Below are 17,071 nucleotides of genomic sequence, written 5' to 3' on the forward strand. Positions count from 1 at the left end.
TAATGAAAGCACTGATTTCTGTCTCTGACAAAACTGGCATCGTCGAACTTGCTCAAGCGCTGCATGCGCTGAAGGTGGAGTTGGTATCCACCGGCGGCACCGCCAAACTGCTGGCCGAACAAGGTTTGCCCGTGACAGAGGTGGCTCAAGTGACAGAGTTTCCAGAAATGTTGGATGGCCGCGTTAAAACTTTGCATCCCAAAGTGCATGGTGGCTTGTTGGCTCGACGCGATGTGCCCGAGCACATGGCTGCTTTGAAAGCGCATGGCATTCAAACCATCGATTTGCTCATCGTCAACTTGTACCCCTTCGAAGCCACTGTGACCAAATCAGGTTGCACTTTGGAAGACGCCATTGAGAACATCGACATTGGCGGCCCTGCCATGGTGCGCAGTGCGGCCAAGAATTGGAAAGATGTGGCGGTGCTCACCGATGCATCGCAATACGCCACAGTGATTGAAGAACTCAAAGCCAGCGGCAAAGTGTCTGACAAGACTCGTTTTGCTTTGTCAGTAGCCGCCTTCAATCGCATCAGCAACTACGACGCAGCCATCAGCGACTATTTGTCTTCTTACAATTTGGAAGACGGCACTCGCGCAGAATACCCAGCGCAATCGAATGGCCGTTTTGTGAAGCTGCAAGACTTGCGTTACGGCGAGAACCCGCATCAAACAGCCGCCTTCTATCGCGACTTGTATCCAGCGCCTGGCTCTTTGGTTACGGCTGTTCAACTTCAGGGCAAAGAACTGTCTTACAACAACATTGCCGATGCCGATGCAGCATGGGAATGCGTGAAGAGTTTTTCTGAGTCAGCCTGTGTCATTGTGAAACACGCCAACCCTTGCGGCGTGGCATTGGGTGCCAATGCCCTTGAGTCTTATAACAAGGCATTCCAAACCGATCCAACCTCTGCGTTTGGCGGCATCATTGCGCTGAACCGCACTGTTGACGCCGCTGCTGCACAGCAAATTAGCAAGCAGTTTGTAGAAGTTTTAATGGCACCTGCTTACTCACCCGAAGCGCTGGAAATTTTCAAAGCCAAAGCCAATGTGCGTGTGTTGCAAATTGCATTGCCCGAATTCAAAGCAGGCGGCACGCCTTTTGAACAAGGCCGCAATGCGCAAGACATCAAACGCGTGGGCTCTGGTTTGCTTATTCAAACGGCTGATAACCATGAATTGCAATTGGCCGATCTCAAAGTGGTTACCAAAGTGCAACCCACACCTGCACAACTGCAAGACTTGTTGTTTGCCTGGAAAGTGGCCAAGTACGTCAAGAGCAATGCCATTGTGTTTTGCGCCAACGGCATGACCATGGGCGTAGGTGCTGGCCAAATGAGCCGTTTGGATTCAGCTCGCATAGCCAGTATCAAGGCGGGTCATGCAGGCTTGAGTTTGCAAAACACTGTGGTGGCCAGCGATGCGTTTTTCCCATTTCGCGATGGCTTGAATGTGGTGGTAGACGCTGGCGCCAATTGCGTCATCCAGCCAGGCGGCTCGATGCGCGATCCTGAAGTGATTGCCGCCGCTGATGAACGCGGCGTGGCCATGGTGTTCTCAGGCGTGCGTCATTTCCGCCACTGATTAAAGCGTTTTGAAAATCTCACGCGCGGCACTTACCGTGTCGGCAATGTCTTGTGCCGTGTGTGCGCCACTCACAAAGCCGGCTTCATAAAGGGCCGGCGCAATGTACACACCGCGGTCTAGCAAGCCGTGGAACAAGGTGTTGAACTTGCTGCCATCGGTTTTCATCACTTGCGGATAGTTGCTGGGCAAGGTGGGCAACAAGAAGAAGCCAAACATGCCGCCTTCAGAGTCGCCTGCAAAGGGCACACCTTCAGCTGCTGCTGCAGCCGACAGACCTTCTACCAACGAACGTGTGGTTGCACTCAGCGCATCAAAGAAACCAGGCTTGCTAATTTCGGCCAAGGTGGCCAAGCCGCAAGCTGTGGCCACTGGGTTGCCACTCAAAGTACCAGCTTGATAGACAGGGCCCAAAGGCGCAAGTTGTTCCATGACGGCGCGTTTGCCACCGAAGGCTGCCAAAGGCATGCCGCCGCCAATCACTTTGCCCATGACGGTCATGTCTGGCTCGAAGCCAGGAATGCTTTTGGCATAGACGCTTTGAGCGCTGCCCAAGGCCACGCGGCAGCCTGTCATCACTTCGTCAAACACCAACAGGGCGCCGTATTGGCTGCACAGTTCGCGACATCGTTTCATGAAGGGCACGCTGGCGCGTACAAAGTTCATGTTGCCTGCAATGGGCTCGATCATGAGGCAGGCCAACTCAGGGCCATGAAGTTTGAAAGCTTCTTCCAGTTGCTCGATGTTGTTGTACTCGAGCACCAGGGTGTGTTGCACCACCTCGGGCGGCACGCCCGCACTGGTGGGGTTGCCAAAGGTGGCCAAGCCAGAGCCGGCTTTGACCAACAAGGCATCGGCATGGCCGTGGTAGCAGCCTTCAAACTTGATGAACTTGCTGCGGCCTGTGGCGCCGCGGGCCAAGCGCACTGCGCTCATACCTGCTTCGGTGCCAGAGCTGACCAAGCGCACCATGTCCATGGACGGCACTAGCTTGAGCAAGGCTTCGACCAATTCAACTTCGCGCTCGGTGGGTGCGCCAAAAGAAAAACCATCAAGCGCGGCTTTTTGCACGGCTTCTAAAACGGCAGGGTGGCCGTGGCCCAAAATCATGGGGCCCCAAGATCCGATGTAGTCGATGTATTTTTTGCCGTTGGCATCCCAGAAGTAAGCGCCTTCAGCGCGCTTCACAAAGCGCGGTGTGCCGCCTACGGCGCGAAAAGCGCGCACGGGAGAATTGACGCCGCCAGGAATGACTTTGCGGGCGCGTTCGAACAGGGTGTCGTTGAGGTCAGTGTTTTGTGTCATTGATCGGCATTTCAAAAAAATCGGCGTTCATGTCGGGGCCTTCGGCCTCGGCTTCTTCGTCCTCGTCCTCAATATCGGGTAGGGCCCAAAACAATCGGTCGGGAATGACCTTGCCCATGCCAGGGCGAAAGCCCTCGTCAAGGCAACGGTCTAAATAGTGCAGAGCTTCGCTGGCAGCAGCAGATAAATCAAGGCCTGTGGCAATTAAAGCGGCCAGGGCGGCAGAAAGTGTTTCGCCTGCACCACTGAAAACGGCTTCAATGCGCTCAAACTTTTCATGGCCCACCACGGTTTCGGGGGTGGCCAACACATTGTCAATGTGTTGGTCGTTGACGGTGATGCCAGTGACCAGGGTGTAGGGCACGCCCAACTCTGAAGCGGCCTTGGCAATGTCGCGCGGACCAGGGTTTTTGTCGCTCGACCAATCGGGCAACAACCAGCGGCGCAGCGTGCTGTGATGGCCCACCAAGATGCTGGTTTGGGGCAGCAGCAGTTCGCGAAAAGCATCGAGGTATTGGTCGATTTGCTCGTCTTCCCACCAAGACAGGTTGGGCATGTAGGCCACCACGGGGACGCCGTCGTAATCGGCTGTGAGTTCGGCAATGATGCTGATATTTTCAGCACTGCCCACAAAGCCCACTTTGATCACTTGCGGCGGAATGTCTTCCAATACAGCCCTTGCTTGATCGCCAACGGCTTCTTCATCGAGTGGGAAAAAGTCAAAAATTTGGGCGGAGTCGCGGGCGTAAGCGCCCGTGAGAACGGGCAGTGCGTGTGCCCCAACGGAGGCAATGGCCAAAACATCGGCACTGATGCCACTGGCCCCACTGGGATCGCTGGCATTGAAGACCAAAACGCACGCAATGCTGGCTTCTTCTTCGCCTTCTAGGGCATCCTCTGGTAGATCTGTCGGCGGTAATGTCGTGGTCATGAGTTACAGTGAAGCCCGATACAATCGTTTCATTCTATTCGACACTGGTGACACACTGTGACTGATACTAAAACTTGGATGTGCTTAATTTGCGGCTGGATTTACGACGAGGCCGCTGGTTGCCCAGAAGATGGCATTGCCCCCGGCACCGCATGGGCCGATGTGCCCATGAACTGGACTTGCCCAGAGTGCGGTGCTCGCAAAGAAGACTTTGAAATGGTGGCCATTTAAGCCCCTTTGGAGCGGCCCCACGGGCCCTCTCAAGTTATCTTTTTAACCACGGCGTAGCGCGCCAGGGTTTTTTCTCTGGCTTCTGCGTGGTTCACCACGGGCATTGGATAGTCTTTTCCCAAACTAATGCCTGCTGCTTGCAAGGCCATTGGCTTGGCTTCCCATGGCGCGTGAATGTCAGCGCCTTCCAAACCCGCCAGCTGCGGCAAATAGCGCTTGATAAACTTGCCCTTCGGATCGAACTTTTCACTCTGCGTGACAGGATTGAAAATTCTGAAATAAGGCTGTGCATCGCAGCCACTCGAGCTGGCCCACTGCCAACCACCGTTGTTGGCCGACAAATCAAAGTCGATGAGGTGCTGGGCAAAGTATTTTTCGCCCCAGCGCCAATCGATTCCCAAATCTTTGGTGAGAAACGAAGCCACTACCATGCGCAGGCGGTTGTGCATGTAGCCGGTTTGGTTGATTTGGGCCATGGCGGCATCGACCAAGGGATAGCCGGTTCGGCCTTCGCACCAAGCTGCAAAAAGGGCCTTGCCATGAGGGCCATGTTCCCACTTAATATGATCGTATTCGGCCTTGAAGCAGCGTTCGGCCACATGCGGAAAGTTGGCCAAAATTTGGGCGTAAAAGTCGCGCCAAATGAGTTCGGACAACCACACGCTGGCGCCTTCGCTTGACTTGTACCGCTGCCATGCCTCAAGGGCCAATTGGCGAATAGAGATGGTTCCAAAACGCAGGTGCACGCTCAAATAACTGGGGCCTTTGATGGCCGGGAAATTGCGGGTTTCTTCGTAGCGGTCAATGCGGAGCAAAAAGTCTTCTAGCAAAGCTTGTGCGCCAGATACGCCAGGTTTGTAATGCAAGGCAATGAGGTCGATGTTTTCAAAATCGATGTCGGGCAGGGTTGGGACTGCGGACTGAAATGCCTTGGGCCTTGGGGCCAGAGCGGCTGCATGCTCGGCCACGGGATGAGGCGCCAGGTCTTGGGGCTGAATTTTTTTGAGCCAAGCGTTTTTGTAGGGTGTGAACACGGTGTAAGGGTTGCCCGCCAAGGTTAGGACCTCTTGGCGTTCAAAGACCACATGGTCTTTGTAGGTATGCAAAGCCACACCTGCGTTGGCCAGTGCACCCCGAATTTGGGCGTCGCGGGCAAGGGCGAAAGGCTCATCGTCGTGGTTGGCAAAGACGGCTTGGACTTCCAATTGCTTGGCCAGTTGGGCAATTTCTTGGAGGGGGCGGCCATGCAAAACAATCAGGCCGGCTTGGCTGGCCAGCTTGGCTTCGACACCCGCTTGCACCGCTGCTTGACGAATGAGGTGGTCCAATTCGACCAAAGACTCTCGAATAAAGGCCACTCTGCGGTCTTGGGCGGGCAGCTCTTTCAGAATGTCTGTGTCAAACACAAAGACACAGTGCACTTTGTGGCAATTTTTCAGGGCGTGGAACAGGGCGGCATTGTCTGCCACCCGCAAATCGCGTCGAAACCAGACCAAGCCGGAAGAAAAGGGTTTGTGCATGGGTTAGAGGCCGTTAAAATTGAGACATGTCTGCCGATTTTGCCTCCACTTTGCTTTCGCATCATTTTTTGATTGCCATGCCTGGTTTGGAGGACCCTACTTTTGCCAAAAGTGTGGTGTATTTGTGTGAACACTCTGAGCGCGGTGCCATGGGCTTGATCATCAACAAACCCGGCGATCTGAGTTTGAAGCATTTGTTCGACAAAGTCGAGTTGCCGCTTCACCGCGAAGACTTATTGCAATCCAATGTAATGCATGGCGGCCCAGTTCAAACCGAGCGTGGTTTTGTGCTGCATGAGCCCATGCTGGAATCAGATTTAGAAAATTCTGAAAAGCCAGATACAGCACTGAAGCCAGAAGCTGATTCAAAAAGCACCTCTATTTACGCCTCTACCTTGAGCGTTCCAGGCGGTCTGGCCATGACCACCTCCAAAGATGTCCTTGAAGCCATGTCCAATGGCTCCGGCCCCAAACGCGTGCTGGTGACATTGGGCTATGCCTCCTGGGGCGAAGGTCAACTCGAGTCTGAAATTGGCGAAAACAGTTGGCTCACTGTGGAGGCCGATCCTGCTGTCATTTTTGACACGCCCATTGAAAAGCGTTACGAAAAAGCCTTGGCCTTGTTGGGCCTACAGCCATGGATGCTGTTAAATCAGGCGGGCCACGCATGAGCCTAGACCAGGCGCTCACTGTGCCTGCGTCGCAGCAGAGTTTTTTGGCTTTCGATTTTGGACTCAAGCGCACGGGTGTTGCCGTTGGCAACCGCATGCTTCGCCAAGCCACGCCGCAATCAACCGTGGTGGCTGAAGGCGATGCGCGGTTTGTACACATTGAAAAACGCATTAAAGAGTGGACGCCAGATGCCTTGGTGGTGGGTGTACCTTTTCACCCCGATGGTGCATCTCACGAAAACACCTTGCGCGCGCAAAAGTTTGCCCGTCAATTGCGCGGCCGCTTTGGTTTGTCTGTGTACGAAGTAGACGAGCGTTACAGCACCACAGAAGCCATCTCGAATGGCGCGAAAGATGCCGACGCTGCGTCGGCATGCATTATTTTGGAACAATTTTTAAGGAGTCTGCCGTGAGTGCATTGGCTTTGAATGCAGAGGCGCTGTACAGCGAACTCTTGCGCGGTGTGCGAGCCATGTGCACACCCGAAACACGTTTGGTGGGCATCACCTCGGGTGGCGCTTGGCTGGCCGAGCGTTTGCAAAAAGATTTGGGCTTGAGTGGCAAGCACGGCAGCATTTCATCGGCCATGCACCGCGATGATTTTGCGCAGCGCGGCTTGTCGGCTGGCGGCCAAACCAGCTTGCCATTTGAAATTCAAGGTGCCGATGTGCTGATCTTGGATGATGTGCTTTACACAGGTCGCACCATCAGGGCCGTCATCAATGAATTGTTTGACTATGGCCGGCCCGCCAATGTGCGGCTGGCGGTGCTTGTCGATCGTGGCGGACGTCAGCTGCCCATTCAAGCAGACTATGCAGCTGCACGTGTGGCCTTGCCTAATTCGCAGTCGCTGGCGCTGGTGCGTTTAGACAGCGGCGAGTTCAGCTTTGAAGTACAAGAAGAAAACAGCTAAGCAGGGAAAGAATAAAAATGCTCTACAAACGCAATCCCCAACTCAACAAAAACGGTGAGCTCATTCACTTGCTGTCCACCGAAGGTTTGTCGCGCGACATTCTCACGCACATCCTAAACACCGCGGCCAACTTTGTGAGCGTGAGCGACCGCGAAGTGAAAAAAGTGCCTTTGCTGCGCGGCAAAAGCGTTTTTAACTTGTTCTTCGAGAACAGCACCCGCACCCGCACCACCTTTGAAATTGCAGCTACACGTTTGTCTGCTGACGTCATCAACCTCGACATTGCGCGCTCTTCGGCCTCTAAGGGTGAATCGTTGCTAGACACCATTGCCAACTTATCGGCCATGGCGGCTGATATTTTTGTGGTGCGCCATTCCGAGTCGGGTGCGCCTTACCTCATTGCCCAGCACGTGGCACCGCATGTGCACGTGGTCAATGCCGGTGACGGACGCCATGCACACCCCACTCAGGGTTTGCTCGACATGTACACCATTCGCCACTACAAAAAAGATTTTACCAACCTCACGGTGGCCATTGTGGGCGACGTGTTGCACTCACGCGTAGCGCGCTCCGATATTCATGCGCTAACCACTTTGGGTTGCGCTGAAGTTCGTGTGGTGGGCCCCCAAACCTTGGTGCCCTCCGACATGTCGCAAATGGGCGTGAAGGTGTTCCATAACTTGGAAGAAGGCATTAAAGATTGTGATGTGGTCATTACCTTGCGTTTGCAAAACGAGCGCATGAGCGGCGCTTTGTTGCCCTCAAGCCAAGAGTACTTCAAACGCTTTGGCCTGACGACTGCAAAACTGCAACTGGCCAAACCCGATGCCATCGTGATGCACCCGGGCCCCATTAACCGCGGTGTGGAAATTGACTCGGCGGTGGTGGACGGTCCGCAAAGTGTGATCTTGCCGCAAGTGACCTTTGGCATTGCGGTGCGCATGGCTGTCATGAGCATCGTGGCGGGCAATGAAGCTTGAAGAACCAGAAGAAGAAAGAACAAAGACCATGAAAATTTTGATTCAAGGCGGTCGTGTGATCGACCCCGGCAGCCAAACCGACAATGTGGCAGATGTGGCCATCTCAGACGGCAAAATTGTGGCCATTGGAAAAGTACCTGCAGATTTTCAAGCGCAAAAAACCATCGATGCCAAAGGCTGCATCGTGATGCCCGGCTTGGTTGATTTGTCTGTGCGTCTGAAAGAGCCAGGCCATGAACACGAAGGCATGCTCGATTCAGAATTGGCAGCGGCTGTTGCGGGTGGTGTGACCAGCTTGGTGTGCCCACCTGATACAGATCCCGTGTTGGATGAACCAGGCCTGGTCGAAATGCTGCGCTTTAAAGCCGAAAAACTCAATCGCTCCAAAGTGATGCCGCTGGGTGCATTGACTCGCGGCCTGAAGGGTGAAGTGTTGACCGAAATGGTTCAGCTGACCGAGGCTGGCTGCGTTGGTTTCAGCCAAGCCGAAGTGGCTCTTGAAAACACACAAGTGCTGCAGCGTGCTTTGCAATACGCCAACTCTTTTGGTTACACCGTCTGGCTGCGCCCGCAAGAATTGCATTTGGGCAAAGGCGTGGCCGCAAGTGGTCCCTTGGCCACTCGCATGGGTTTATCGGGTGTGCCTGTGGCGGCAGAAACCATTGCTTTGCACACAATTTTTGAATTGCTCAAAAGCACCAAAGCGCATGTGCACTTGTGCCGCATTAGCAGTGCCGCGGGCGTGGCCTTGGTGCGCCAAGCCAAAGCAGAGGGCTTGCCAATTACTTGCGATGTGAGCATCAACTCATTGCACCTCACCGATGCCGATGTGGGCTACTTCGACAGCCGAGCACGCGTGTCTCCCCCGCTGCGCCAACAACGCGACCGCGATGCATTGCGTGAAGGGTTGGCCGATGGCACCATCGATGCGCTGGTGTCAGACCATAGCCCTGTGAGTGAAGATGAAAAAGCACTGCCTTTTGCAGAAGCAGAACCTGGTGCAACAGGCCTTGAGCTGTTGTTGAGCTTGGCACTTAAATGGTCACAAGACAGCAAAGTGCCTTTGTCGCGTGCCATTGCAACTATCACCCACGAAGCGGCGCGTGTGCTCAAACAAGACATAGGACAGCTGAAGATAGGCGGGCAGGCCGATGTGTGTATTTTGGACCCTGAAGCGCATTGGCAAGTGACGGCTGACAACTTGCGCAGCCAAGGCAAGTACACCCCATTTTCTGGCTATGACTTGCCCGGTCGTGTGCGCTGTACATTGGTTCATGGCCAAGTGGCTTACTCAGCGTAAAGATGCGCGTTGCCATCAAGTTATTGCGCGGTATTTGGCATGTCCTGGTGGGCTGGTTCACCATTTATTTTCGATTTCCTCAGTTAAATCCACAACAGAGAGAGGCGCGGGTACAAGTGTGGGCGACGCAGCTCTTGCGCATTTGGGACATTGAGCTTGAAGTGCGCGGCAAGCCGGTATTGCTGGGGCCTGCATTGTTGGTGTGCAATCACATTTCATGGTTAGACATTGTGGTCATTCACGCCACTCGGCATTGCCGCTTTGTGTCTAAATCAGAATTGCGCGAATGGCCTTTGATTGGCACCTTGGCCACAGGTGCTGGCACTTTGTACATCGAGCGCGAAAACCGAAAAGACGCCGTGCGCATGGTGAAGGAAATGGCGCGAGCTTTGAAAGAGGGCGATGTGTTGGCAGTTTTTCCTGAAGGCACCACGGGTGACGGCATTGACATGCTGCCCTTTCATGCCAACTTGATTCAGTCAGCCATTGATGCCAATGCGCCTGTTCAGCCTTTGGCGCTTCAATTTGTAGATGCTCAAACCAATGAGATTTCGATGGCGGCAAGATTTATTGGCGACGATACCTTGATGGGGTCTATTTGGAGCACGCTCAATTCGAGAGGCTTAAAGGCAGTAGTTCAATATGGTGAAATGGAAGCGGCAAATGGCCAAGACCGTAGAGCCTGGGCACACAGCCTTCGCAGCAAAGTAATGGGCTTGAAGGACGGGTGCCGTAAGTAGCATTCACTGGTGCCTCCGACAGGAATCGAACCTGTATCTAGCGCTTAGGAGGCACTCGTTCTATCCATTGAACTACGGCGGCGGAGGCTGAATTTTAGCCTTCAAACCCATCCACAATGGCAATGTGACCTTCCGAATTGTTGATTCGATCGGGCAAGATGGCTTGGTATTCGGGGCTGTGGTGCCAAGTTTCTGCAGCTTCGCGGCTGGCAAATTCGATAACCACACGGCGGTCGCCCTGGGCCACGCCCTCTACTTGGGTGCTTTTGCCACCGCGTACCAAATATTTACCGCCATATTGCGCCAAAGTGGCTGGCACTTGTTTCGCATATTTGGCATAACCCTCTGGGTTGTGCACAGTAATTTGTCCGATGACATAAGCTTTGGCCATGTGGTGCTCCTTGTTTTGAAGTTGTAAAAATTATTTGCTCATCATGCGCATGGCATCTTCCAGGCCCTTGAGGGTGAGGGGGAACATGCGATTGCTCATGAGTTGTTGAATGACGGCAATGCTTTGGCGGTATTGCCAAACGCCTTGCGGTTCAGGGTTGATCCAAGCGTATTTGGGAAAGGTGTGAGTGAGGCGCTGAAGCCACTCGGCTCCAGTTTCTTCGTTGTTGTATTCCACACTGCCGCCTCGCTGCAAAATTTCATAGGGGCTCATGGTGGCATCGCCTACAAAGATCAGCTTGTAGTCTTTGTTGTACTTGCGCAAGATATCCCAGGTGGGAAACTTTTCGGCATAACGGCGTTTGTTGTTCTTCCACATGAAGTCGTACACGCAGTTGTGGAAATAATAAAACTCGAGGTGTTTGAACTCGGCTTTGGCAGCTGAGAACAATTCTTCAACCCTCGCAATGTGATCGTCCATGGTGCCGCCCACATCCATGAGCAACAACACTTTTACATTGTTGTGACGCTCAGGAATCATCTTGATGTCCAAGTAGCCGGCATTGGCGGCAGTGGCGCGAATGGTGTCTGGCAAATCAAGTTCTTCGGCAGAGCCTTCTCGTGCAAATTTGCGCAGCCGGCGCAAAGCCACTTTGATGTTGCGGGTGCCCAGTTCTTGGGTGTCGTCGTAGTCGCGGTAGGCGCGTTGCTCCCAAACTTTCACGGCGCTTCGGTTGCCGCCTTTGCCGCCAATGCGAATGCCTTGGGGGTTGTGTCCACCGTTGCCGAAAGGGGAGGTGCCGCCTGTGCCAATCCATTTGTTGCCACCTTCGTGGCGTTCTTTTTGTTCTTCCAAGCGTTTCTTCAAAGTCTCCATCAACTCGTCCCAGCCCATTTTTTCAATGGCGGCTTTTTGTTCGGGAGTGAGCTCTTTTTCTAAGATTTTTTGCAGCCAATCGAGTGGCACTTCTTTGGTGAAGTCGGTGAGCATTTCGACGCCTTTGAAGTAAGCCCCAAAGGCTTTGTCAAACTTATCGTAGTGTTTCTCATCCTTCACCATAACAGTGCGGCTCAGGTGATAAAAATCATCAATGCTGCATGCATCGGAGGCCGGGCCCACCACGTTGGCTTGAAGGGCTTCAAGCACATTGAGGTACTCGCGAACAGACACCGGCAATTTGGCGGCACGGAGGGTGTAAAAGAAATCGATCAGCATGGTTCAGGCCTTGCGCGCACGATGGAGTTGGTAATCCAAGTGTGCTTTCACAGAAGGCCACTCGGTGTTCAAAATGCTATAGACACAGGTGTCGCGAAGTGCGCCAACTGCATCGGGGTGTGTGTTGATGGCATGGTTGCGCAGAATGCCATCAAGCTTGGCGCCCAAGCGCTCAATGGCGCGTCGGCTTTGTTGGTTGAAAAAATGAGTTCTAAACTCAACAGCAATGCATTGAAGCTGCTCAAACGCATGTGTCAACAAAAGACGTTTGCATTCTGTATTGAGGGGTGTTCTTTGCACATTGGCTCGGTACCAGGTGGAGCCAATTTCAAGGCGTTTGTTGGGCGCGTCTATGTTCATGTAGGTGGTCATGCCCACGGCTTTTCCAGATGCCATGACTGCGAAAGGCAACATGCTGCCTTGATCTTGCAGCTTCAAACGTCTCTTAATTTCTTCGCCCATTTTTTCGGGAGAGGGAATGAGGGTGTACCAGTGGCGCCAGAGTTCACCGTCTTTGACGGCCTCCACCAAATCGCCCTCATGTGACATGTTCAATGGCAGCAAAGTAACGTGCTGTCCTCGCAGCTTAACGGCAGAAGTGAAGGAGCTGCTGAAACTCATTCCCCGTCCTTCTTGGATGAAGAGTCGTTCTTGGCATCTGAGCGCAAACCTTGATGCGCTTGCCATTTGCGTGCCAATTGCAAACCCAAACCGCCGCCCAAACCCACTAGCAAAATGCCGCCAATGCTATCGGTGCCATAACCACTGGCAAACACATTCCAGCCCAAAAGGCGGCCTGCCCAAAAACCCAGGAGTGCGCCGCCCACAAAGCCAACGGCATCGGAAATGCCTTCAAGAAGAGGATTGCGCGACATGCTCTGAATCTCAGCGGTTGCGTTGGTTCATGAAAACCAACTTTTCAAACAAGCTCACGTCTTGTTCGTTTTTGAGCAAAGCGCCCACCAATGGTGGCACACTGACTTTTTGGTCTGCACTTTGCAAGGCCTCTAAAGGAATGTCTTCTGCCACCAAGAGCTTCAACCAATCGAGCAGTTCGCTGGTGGAGGGCTTCTTTTTCAAGCCGGGCAAACCGCGCACGTCGTAAAAGTTTTTCAAAGCGACTGCAAGCAATTCTTTTTTCAAGTTGGGGAAGTGCACATCCACAATTTGCTTCATGGTGTCGGCTTCTGGAAACTTGATGTAGTGGAAGAAGCAGCGGCGCAAGAAAGCGTCGGGCAATTCCTTCTCATTGTTAGAAGTAATGAACACCACGGGACGCGTTTTGGCTTTGATGAGTTGGCGCGTTTCGTAGCAATAAAATTCCATGCGGTCAATTTCCCTTAGCAAATCATTGGGAAATTCGATGTCGGCTTTGTCGATCTCATCAATCAAGATGGCTACGGGCTCTTCGCTGGTGAAGGCTTGCCACAACACCCCCTTGATGATGTAGTTTTCGATGTTCTTGACTTTCTCATCGCCCAATTGGCTGTCGCGCAGACGGCTTACGGCGTCGTATTCGTAGAGGCCTTGCTGGGCTTTGGTGGTCGATTTGATGTGCCACTGAATGAGTTTCAAACCCAGTGCTTCAGACACTTCTTCGGCCAACATGGTTTTGCCCGTGCCAGGCTCGCCTTTGACAAGCAATGGGCGCTTGAGAGTGATAGCGGCATTGACGGCCAGCTTCAAATCTTGCGTGGCAACGTAGTTTTCGGTCCCTTGGAATTTCATAATTGGCTGCAAAAGTAGATTAAAAGTTGTTTGAAATAAGAAAAGTCAGGATTGAGTAGGCGCACTCGATATAATCCCGCATTGATTTTCATCAATCCAAGTTTGATTGTGCTCGCAAAATGAACGCTTTGTTATCCTCATTGATCGCTTTAACTGTCGCTTCAGCGACCGTTTTCTCAGCCCACGCACAAGACGTGCAGGGCAACGCCAAGGCCGGCGAAGCCAAGATTGACATGTGCATTGGTTGCCATGGCATCAAGGGCTATCAGGCCAGTTTTCCTGAGGTGTACCGTGTGCCCATGATCTCTGGTCAAAACGCCAAGTACATTGCTTCTTCCTTGACCGCCTACCAAAAAGGCGATCGCAAGCACCCCACCATGCGCGGTATTGCTGCTAGCCTCACGGAGCAAGACATTGCCGATATCTCTGCCTATTACGCGCAGCATGGCGTGGTTCAAGGCGCTAAAACTGCCCCCGTCAAAGCCCCCGATGCCAAGGTAGCCGAGTTGCTGAAAAAAGGCGCTTGTGTTTCTTGCCATGGCGAGAGCTTCTCTAAACCCATTGACCCCAGCTACCCCAAAATTGCTGGCCAGCACAAAGACTTTTTGTTCGTGGCGCTTAAGTCCTACAAAACTGAAAACCAAGCCACATGGGGTCGTGCCAATGGCGTCATGGGTGGCATTGCAAAGCAATACACCAACAACGAACTCAAAGCCATGGCAGCCTACATTGCCTCTTTGGATGGCGACTTGAAAACAGTGCCCCAGTCTAAATTCCGCTAGTCTTTGGTAGCGTGCCTTTGCACGCAGTCAATGTAGACATTGCCATCGGGCATTTTGCCGGCGCGTTGGCTTTCATAAATCATGCGTCCCAAGCATTCCATGGTGGCGTGGTGGGCATCGTGCAATGACTGTTTTTTGTGGCTCAGCAATTCCACAGCTTGCCTGATGCCTCGCGGCTGATCAATGCTGCATTGTTCGCTGATTGACAAGTGCATCGACAAATGCAAAAAAGGATTCTCACGCGCAGGATCGGCGTTTTGCATCGCAGCCAAGGCTGCATCAACATCTGCCAATTCGGCATGGTACTCAGGGTGTTCATCAATCCATTGGCTGGCCAAAATTTCGATAGGCTCTAAGGTCACGCCCGAACGAGATTTGGCATACGCACCACAAAAAAAACGCCTCACATCGGCTTGAGAAGGTTGAATTAGCATGTCTGAATTGTCGCCTAGGTAGAAAAAAGGCTTGAAATGAGTCGAAACATGCACTATATTGCATGATTGTCAAAACAACACACCTTAGCAAAAGTAAAGCCATGAGCAGCAACATCACACAAGCCTTCATTTGCGACGCAATTCGTACCCCTTTTGGCCGTTATGGTGGCGCGCTATCGAGTGTGCGTACCGATGACTTGGGCGCCATCCCTTTGCGCGCCCTGATGGCCCGCAACCCGCAAGTCGATTGGGCTGCCGTCACCGATGTGTTTTATGGCAACGCCAATCAAGCGGGTGAAGACAACCGCAACGTGGCCCACATGAGCAGTTTGCTGGCCGGTTTGCCCATTGATGTGCCGGGTGCCACCCTCAACCGTTTGTGCGGTTCGGGCTTGGATGCTGTGGGCTCTGCAGCCCGTGCCATCAAGTCTGGTGAAGCAGGATTGATGATTGCTGGTGGCGTTGAAAGCATGAGCCGCGCACCGTTTGTGATGCCTAAAGCAGAGACAGCCTTTAGCCGAGCCAACGCGGTGTATGACACCACCATTGGCTGGCGCTTTGTGAATAAATTGATGAAGGAAAAATATGGTGTGGACTCAATGCCCGAGACCGCAGAAAACGTGGCCACCGATTACAAAATTGAGCGCGAAGCACAAGACAAAATGGCTCTGAACAGCCAGATGAAAGCAGTGGCTGCGCAAAAGGCGGGCCACTTAGCGCGTGAAATTACAGCCGTCACCATTCCCCAGAAAAAGGGCGATGCCATCGTGGTTGACAAAGACGAACATCCCCGCGAAACCAGCATGGAATCGTTGGCCAAACTCAAAGGCGTAGTTCGCCCCGATGGCACTGTCACTGCCGGCAACGCCAGTGGTGTCAACGATGGTTCTTGTGCATTGCTGTTGGCCAACGAAACTTTGGCTGGCAAGTACAGTCTCACACCCAAAGCCCGTGTGGTGGGCATGGCCACCGCAGGTGTGGCGCCGCGTGTGATGGGCATTGGACCAGCACCAGCCACCTTGAAAGTGTTGGCGCAAACCGGTTTGACGCTCGATCAAATGGACGTGATTGAATTGAACGAAGCCTTTGCAGCACAAGGCTTGGCCGTGCTTCGCATGTTGGGTTTGAAAGACGACGATGAGCGAGTGAATGCATGGGGAGGCGCCATTGCGCTAGGTCATCCGCTGGGTGCATCGGGTGCGCGTTTGGCCACCACCGCTGTGAACCGTTTGCATGCCACTGGCGGGCGCTATGCGCTGTGCACCATGTGCATTGGCGTGGGTCAGGGCATTGCCCTTATTTTGGAACGCGTTTAAGGATTTGCAAATGACAACACCACTCACCACCCGCGCAGCTTGGTATGAAAAAAATGGTGAAGCCCGTGATGTCATGGTGTTGGGCTCGCTGCCATTAAAGGCGCCAGGCGCAGGAGAGGTGTATGTTCGATTGGCCACTTCGGGTGTCAATCCATCCGATGTGAAATCGCGACGCGCAAGACCCCTAAGCGACCCTTGGGTGGTGCCACACAGCGATGGCGCTGGCGTTATTGAAGCGGTGGGTGAGGGCGTGTCAAAACAGCGAGTGGGCGAGCGCGTTTGGATTTGGAATGCACAATGGCAACGGCCCCATGGCACGGCCTCTGAAGCCATTGTGGTGCCTGAAGTACAAGCCGTGAAATTGCCAGACAACACCGATTTTGCAGCCGGTGCTTGCATGGGCATTCCAGGCCTGACTGCTGTGCAAGCTGTGCATTTGGCTGGTGACGAAAATTTGCGTGGTAAAAAAGTTTTGGTCACCGGTGCATCGTCTGCAGTGGGCCATTACATCACCCAACTGGTCACGCAATATGGTGGTCATGTCATTGGCACCGTGGGCTCTGAAGATAAAGCGGTGCATGCCAAAGCAGCTGGTGCTGTCGAAACTATTTTTTACAAAACAGAGCCAGTGGTGGAGCGCTTGAAAGCTTTTAGCCAAGGCCGAGGTGTCGATGTCATCATTGACATGGACTTTGCAACAGCATCGCAGTGGGTGACCACGGGTGGCTTGGCGCCACACGGCTTATTGGTAGGCTATGGCTCCAATGTGGTGGGCGATATTCCATTGACCTTCCGCCCCTTGCTGTTCAATTCAATTGGATTTAAATTTTTCTTGGTCTACGACTTGTTGCCGGCTGACAGAACTTGGTGTGTCAATCGTCTGAATGCATTGATGGCAAGCGGTCAGCTTCAGCACACCATTGGCGCACGCTTCTCGCTGGATGAAATTGTGAAAGCGCACGAAGCAGTGGAAGCAGGTCAACTAGGCAATGTGGTGATTGATCTCTGAGAAAAAGCTGGTTAGAGTGCGG

Annotated in this window: 20 protein-coding genes and 1 tRNA gene; 11 read left to right on the top strand and 10 right to left on the bottom strand. The window is 53.2% G+C overall.

The window, feature by feature from the left end:
• The first annotated feature begins 2 nt into the window (after positions 1 to 2).
• Complete coding sequence (gene purH / locus B9Z32_RS06905; protein WP_108420521.1) at positions 3 to 1,583, top strand: bifunctional phosphoribosylaminoimidazolecarboxamide formyltransferase/IMP cyclohydrolase; 1,581 nt, start codon at positions 3 to 5, stop codon at positions 1,581 to 1,583.
• Here the strand turns inward: purH and hemL are convergent, their stop codons facing one another.
• On the bottom strand, positions 1,584 to 2,888 hold the full coding sequence (gene hemL, locus B9Z32_RS06910; RefSeq protein WP_108420522.1) for a glutamate-1-semialdehyde 2,1-aminomutase: 1,305 nt from the start codon (positions 2,886 to 2,888) through the stop codon (positions 1,584 to 1,586).
• Positions 2,872 to 3,819 (bottom strand): bifunctional hydroxymethylpyrimidine kinase/phosphomethylpyrimidine kinase, encoded by a 948-nt coding sequence (locus B9Z32_RS06915; protein ID WP_108420523.1) that lies wholly within the window; start codon positions 3,817 to 3,819, stop codon positions 2,872 to 2,874. The genes hemL and B9Z32_RS06915 overlap by 17 nt, the downstream gene beginning before the upstream one ends.
• Before the next feature lie 78 nt (positions 3,820 to 3,897).
• Here B9Z32_RS06915 and B9Z32_RS06920 point away from each other — a divergent pair, with 78 nt between their 5' ends.
• Positions 3,898 to 4,050 (top strand): rubredoxin, encoded by a 153-nt coding sequence (locus B9Z32_RS06920; RefSeq protein WP_055361413.1) that lies wholly within the window; start codon positions 3,898 to 3,900, stop codon positions 4,048 to 4,050.
• A 29-nt stretch (positions 4,051 to 4,079) separates the two neighbouring features.
• Here the strand turns inward: B9Z32_RS06920 and B9Z32_RS06925 are convergent, their stop codons facing one another.
• Positions 4,080 to 5,570 (bottom strand): deoxyribodipyrimidine photo-lyase, encoded by a 1,491-nt coding sequence (locus tag B9Z32_RS06925; protein WP_108420524.1) that lies wholly within the window; start codon positions 5,568 to 5,570, stop codon positions 4,080 to 4,082.
• 26 nt (positions 5,571 to 5,596) lie between these two features.
• Here B9Z32_RS06925 and B9Z32_RS06930 point away from each other — a divergent pair, with 26 nt between their 5' ends.
• From B9Z32_RS06930 to B9Z32_RS06955, 6 genes are read left to right on the top strand one after another with little or no spacing between them, the layout of a single operon-like run.
• Positions 5,597 to 6,241, top strand: a complete 645-nt coding sequence (locus B9Z32_RS06930) for a YqgE/AlgH family protein (RefSeq protein WP_108420525.1) — start codon at positions 5,597 to 5,599, stop codon at positions 6,239 to 6,241.
• Positions 6,238 to 6,654, top strand: coding sequence for a Holliday junction resolvase RuvX (gene ruvX, locus B9Z32_RS06935; RefSeq protein ID WP_108420526.1), 417 nt, complete (start codon positions 6,238 to 6,240; stop codon positions 6,652 to 6,654). Before B9Z32_RS06930 ends, ruvX begins: the two co-directional genes overlap by 4 nt.
• Complete coding sequence (gene pyrR / locus B9Z32_RS06940; protein WP_108420527.1) at positions 6,615 to 7,154, top strand: bifunctional pyr operon transcriptional regulator/uracil phosphoribosyltransferase PyrR; 540 nt, start codon at positions 6,615 to 6,617, stop codon at positions 7,152 to 7,154. The genes ruvX and pyrR overlap by 40 nt, the downstream gene beginning before the upstream one ends.
• Before the next feature lie 17 nt (positions 7,155 to 7,171).
• The gene (locus B9Z32_RS06945; protein ID WP_108420528.1) at positions 7,172 to 8,134 is read left to right on the top strand and encodes an aspartate carbamoyltransferase catalytic subunit; all 963 of its coding nucleotides are present in this window, start codon (positions 7,172 to 7,174) and stop codon (positions 8,132 to 8,134) included.
• 28 nt (positions 8,135 to 8,162) lie between these two features.
• Complete coding sequence (locus B9Z32_RS06950) at positions 8,163 to 9,434, top strand: dihydroorotase (RefSeq protein ID WP_108421063.1); 1,272 nt, start codon at positions 8,163 to 8,165, stop codon at positions 9,432 to 9,434.
• Positions 9,435 to 9,436: 2 nt separating this feature from the next.
• Positions 9,437 to 10,174, top strand: a complete 738-nt coding sequence (locus tag B9Z32_RS06955; protein WP_108420529.1) for a lysophospholipid acyltransferase family protein — start codon at positions 9,437 to 9,439, stop codon at positions 10,172 to 10,174.
• A gap of 7 nt (positions 10,175 to 10,181) precedes the next feature.
• Here the strand turns inward: B9Z32_RS06955 and B9Z32_RS06960 are convergent.
• The 6 genes from B9Z32_RS06960 to B9Z32_RS06985 all read right to left on the bottom strand — a co-directional run bounded on the left by B9Z32_RS06960 (position 10,182) and on the right by B9Z32_RS06985 (position 13,508).
• Positions 10,182 to 10,256: transfer RNA gene (locus tag B9Z32_RS06960), tRNA-Arg, on the bottom strand.
• Positions 10,257 to 10,268: 12 nt separating this feature from the next.
• Positions 10,269 to 10,565, bottom strand: coding sequence for a DUF1330 domain-containing protein (locus B9Z32_RS06965; protein ID WP_108420530.1), 297 nt, complete (start codon positions 10,563 to 10,565; stop codon positions 10,269 to 10,271).
• A gap of 30 nt (positions 10,566 to 10,595) precedes the next feature.
• A complete protein-coding gene (locus B9Z32_RS06970) occupies positions 10,596 to 11,780 on the bottom strand; it encodes a VWA domain-containing protein (RefSeq protein WP_108420531.1) in 1,185 nt (394 codons plus the stop codon).
• A 3-nt stretch (positions 11,781 to 11,783) separates the two neighbouring features.
• Positions 11,784 to 12,401, bottom strand: coding sequence for a GNAT family N-acetyltransferase (locus B9Z32_RS06975; RefSeq protein WP_108420532.1), 618 nt, complete (start codon positions 12,399 to 12,401; stop codon positions 11,784 to 11,786).
• The gene (locus B9Z32_RS06980) at positions 12,398 to 12,655 is read right to left on the bottom strand and encodes a hypothetical protein (protein ID WP_108420533.1); all 258 of its coding nucleotides are present in this window, start codon (positions 12,653 to 12,655) and stop codon (positions 12,398 to 12,400) included. Before B9Z32_RS06980 ends, B9Z32_RS06975 begins: the two co-directional genes overlap by 4 nt.
• Positions 12,656 to 12,665: 10 nt before the next feature.
• Positions 12,666 to 13,508, bottom strand: coding sequence for a MoxR family ATPase (locus tag B9Z32_RS06985; protein ID WP_108420534.1), 843 nt, complete (start codon positions 13,506 to 13,508; stop codon positions 12,666 to 12,668).
• Positions 13,509 to 13,627: 119 nt separating this feature from the next.
• On the opposite strand from B9Z32_RS06985, the gene B9Z32_RS06990 reads away from it, so the two are divergent.
• Positions 13,628 to 14,290: a cytochrome c gene (locus B9Z32_RS06990; RefSeq protein WP_108420535.1), complete on the top strand. Its 663-nt coding sequence runs from the start codon at positions 13,628 to 13,630 to the stop codon at positions 14,288 to 14,290.
• Here the strand turns inward: B9Z32_RS06990 and B9Z32_RS06995 are convergent.
• Positions 14,287 to 14,724: a DUF1841 family protein gene (locus B9Z32_RS06995; protein ID WP_108420536.1), complete on the bottom strand. Its 438-nt coding sequence runs from the start codon at positions 14,722 to 14,724 to the stop codon at positions 14,287 to 14,289. The genes B9Z32_RS06990 and B9Z32_RS06995 overlap by 4 nt on opposite strands.
• Before the next feature lie 113 nt (positions 14,725 to 14,837).
• Here B9Z32_RS06995 and pcaF point away from each other — a divergent pair, with 113 nt between their 5' ends.
• Together pcaF and B9Z32_RS07005 are read left to right on the top strand one after the other, a co-directional pair.
• Complete coding sequence (pcaF, locus tag B9Z32_RS07000; protein ID WP_108421064.1) at positions 14,838 to 16,040, top strand: 3-oxoadipyl-CoA thiolase; 1,203 nt, start codon at positions 14,838 to 14,840, stop codon at positions 16,038 to 16,040.
• A gap of 10 nt (positions 16,041 to 16,050) precedes the next feature.
• Positions 16,051 to 17,049, top strand: coding sequence for an NADPH:quinone reductase (locus B9Z32_RS07005; protein ID WP_108420537.1), 999 nt, complete (start codon positions 16,051 to 16,053; stop codon positions 17,047 to 17,049).
• The last annotated feature ends 22 nt before the right edge of the window (positions 17,050 to 17,071 follow it).

This window comes from Limnohabitans sp. MMS-10A-178 (genome assembly GCF_003063375.1).
Lineage (GTDB): Bacteria > Pseudomonadota > Gammaproteobacteria > Burkholderiales > Burkholderiaceae_C > Limnohabitans_A.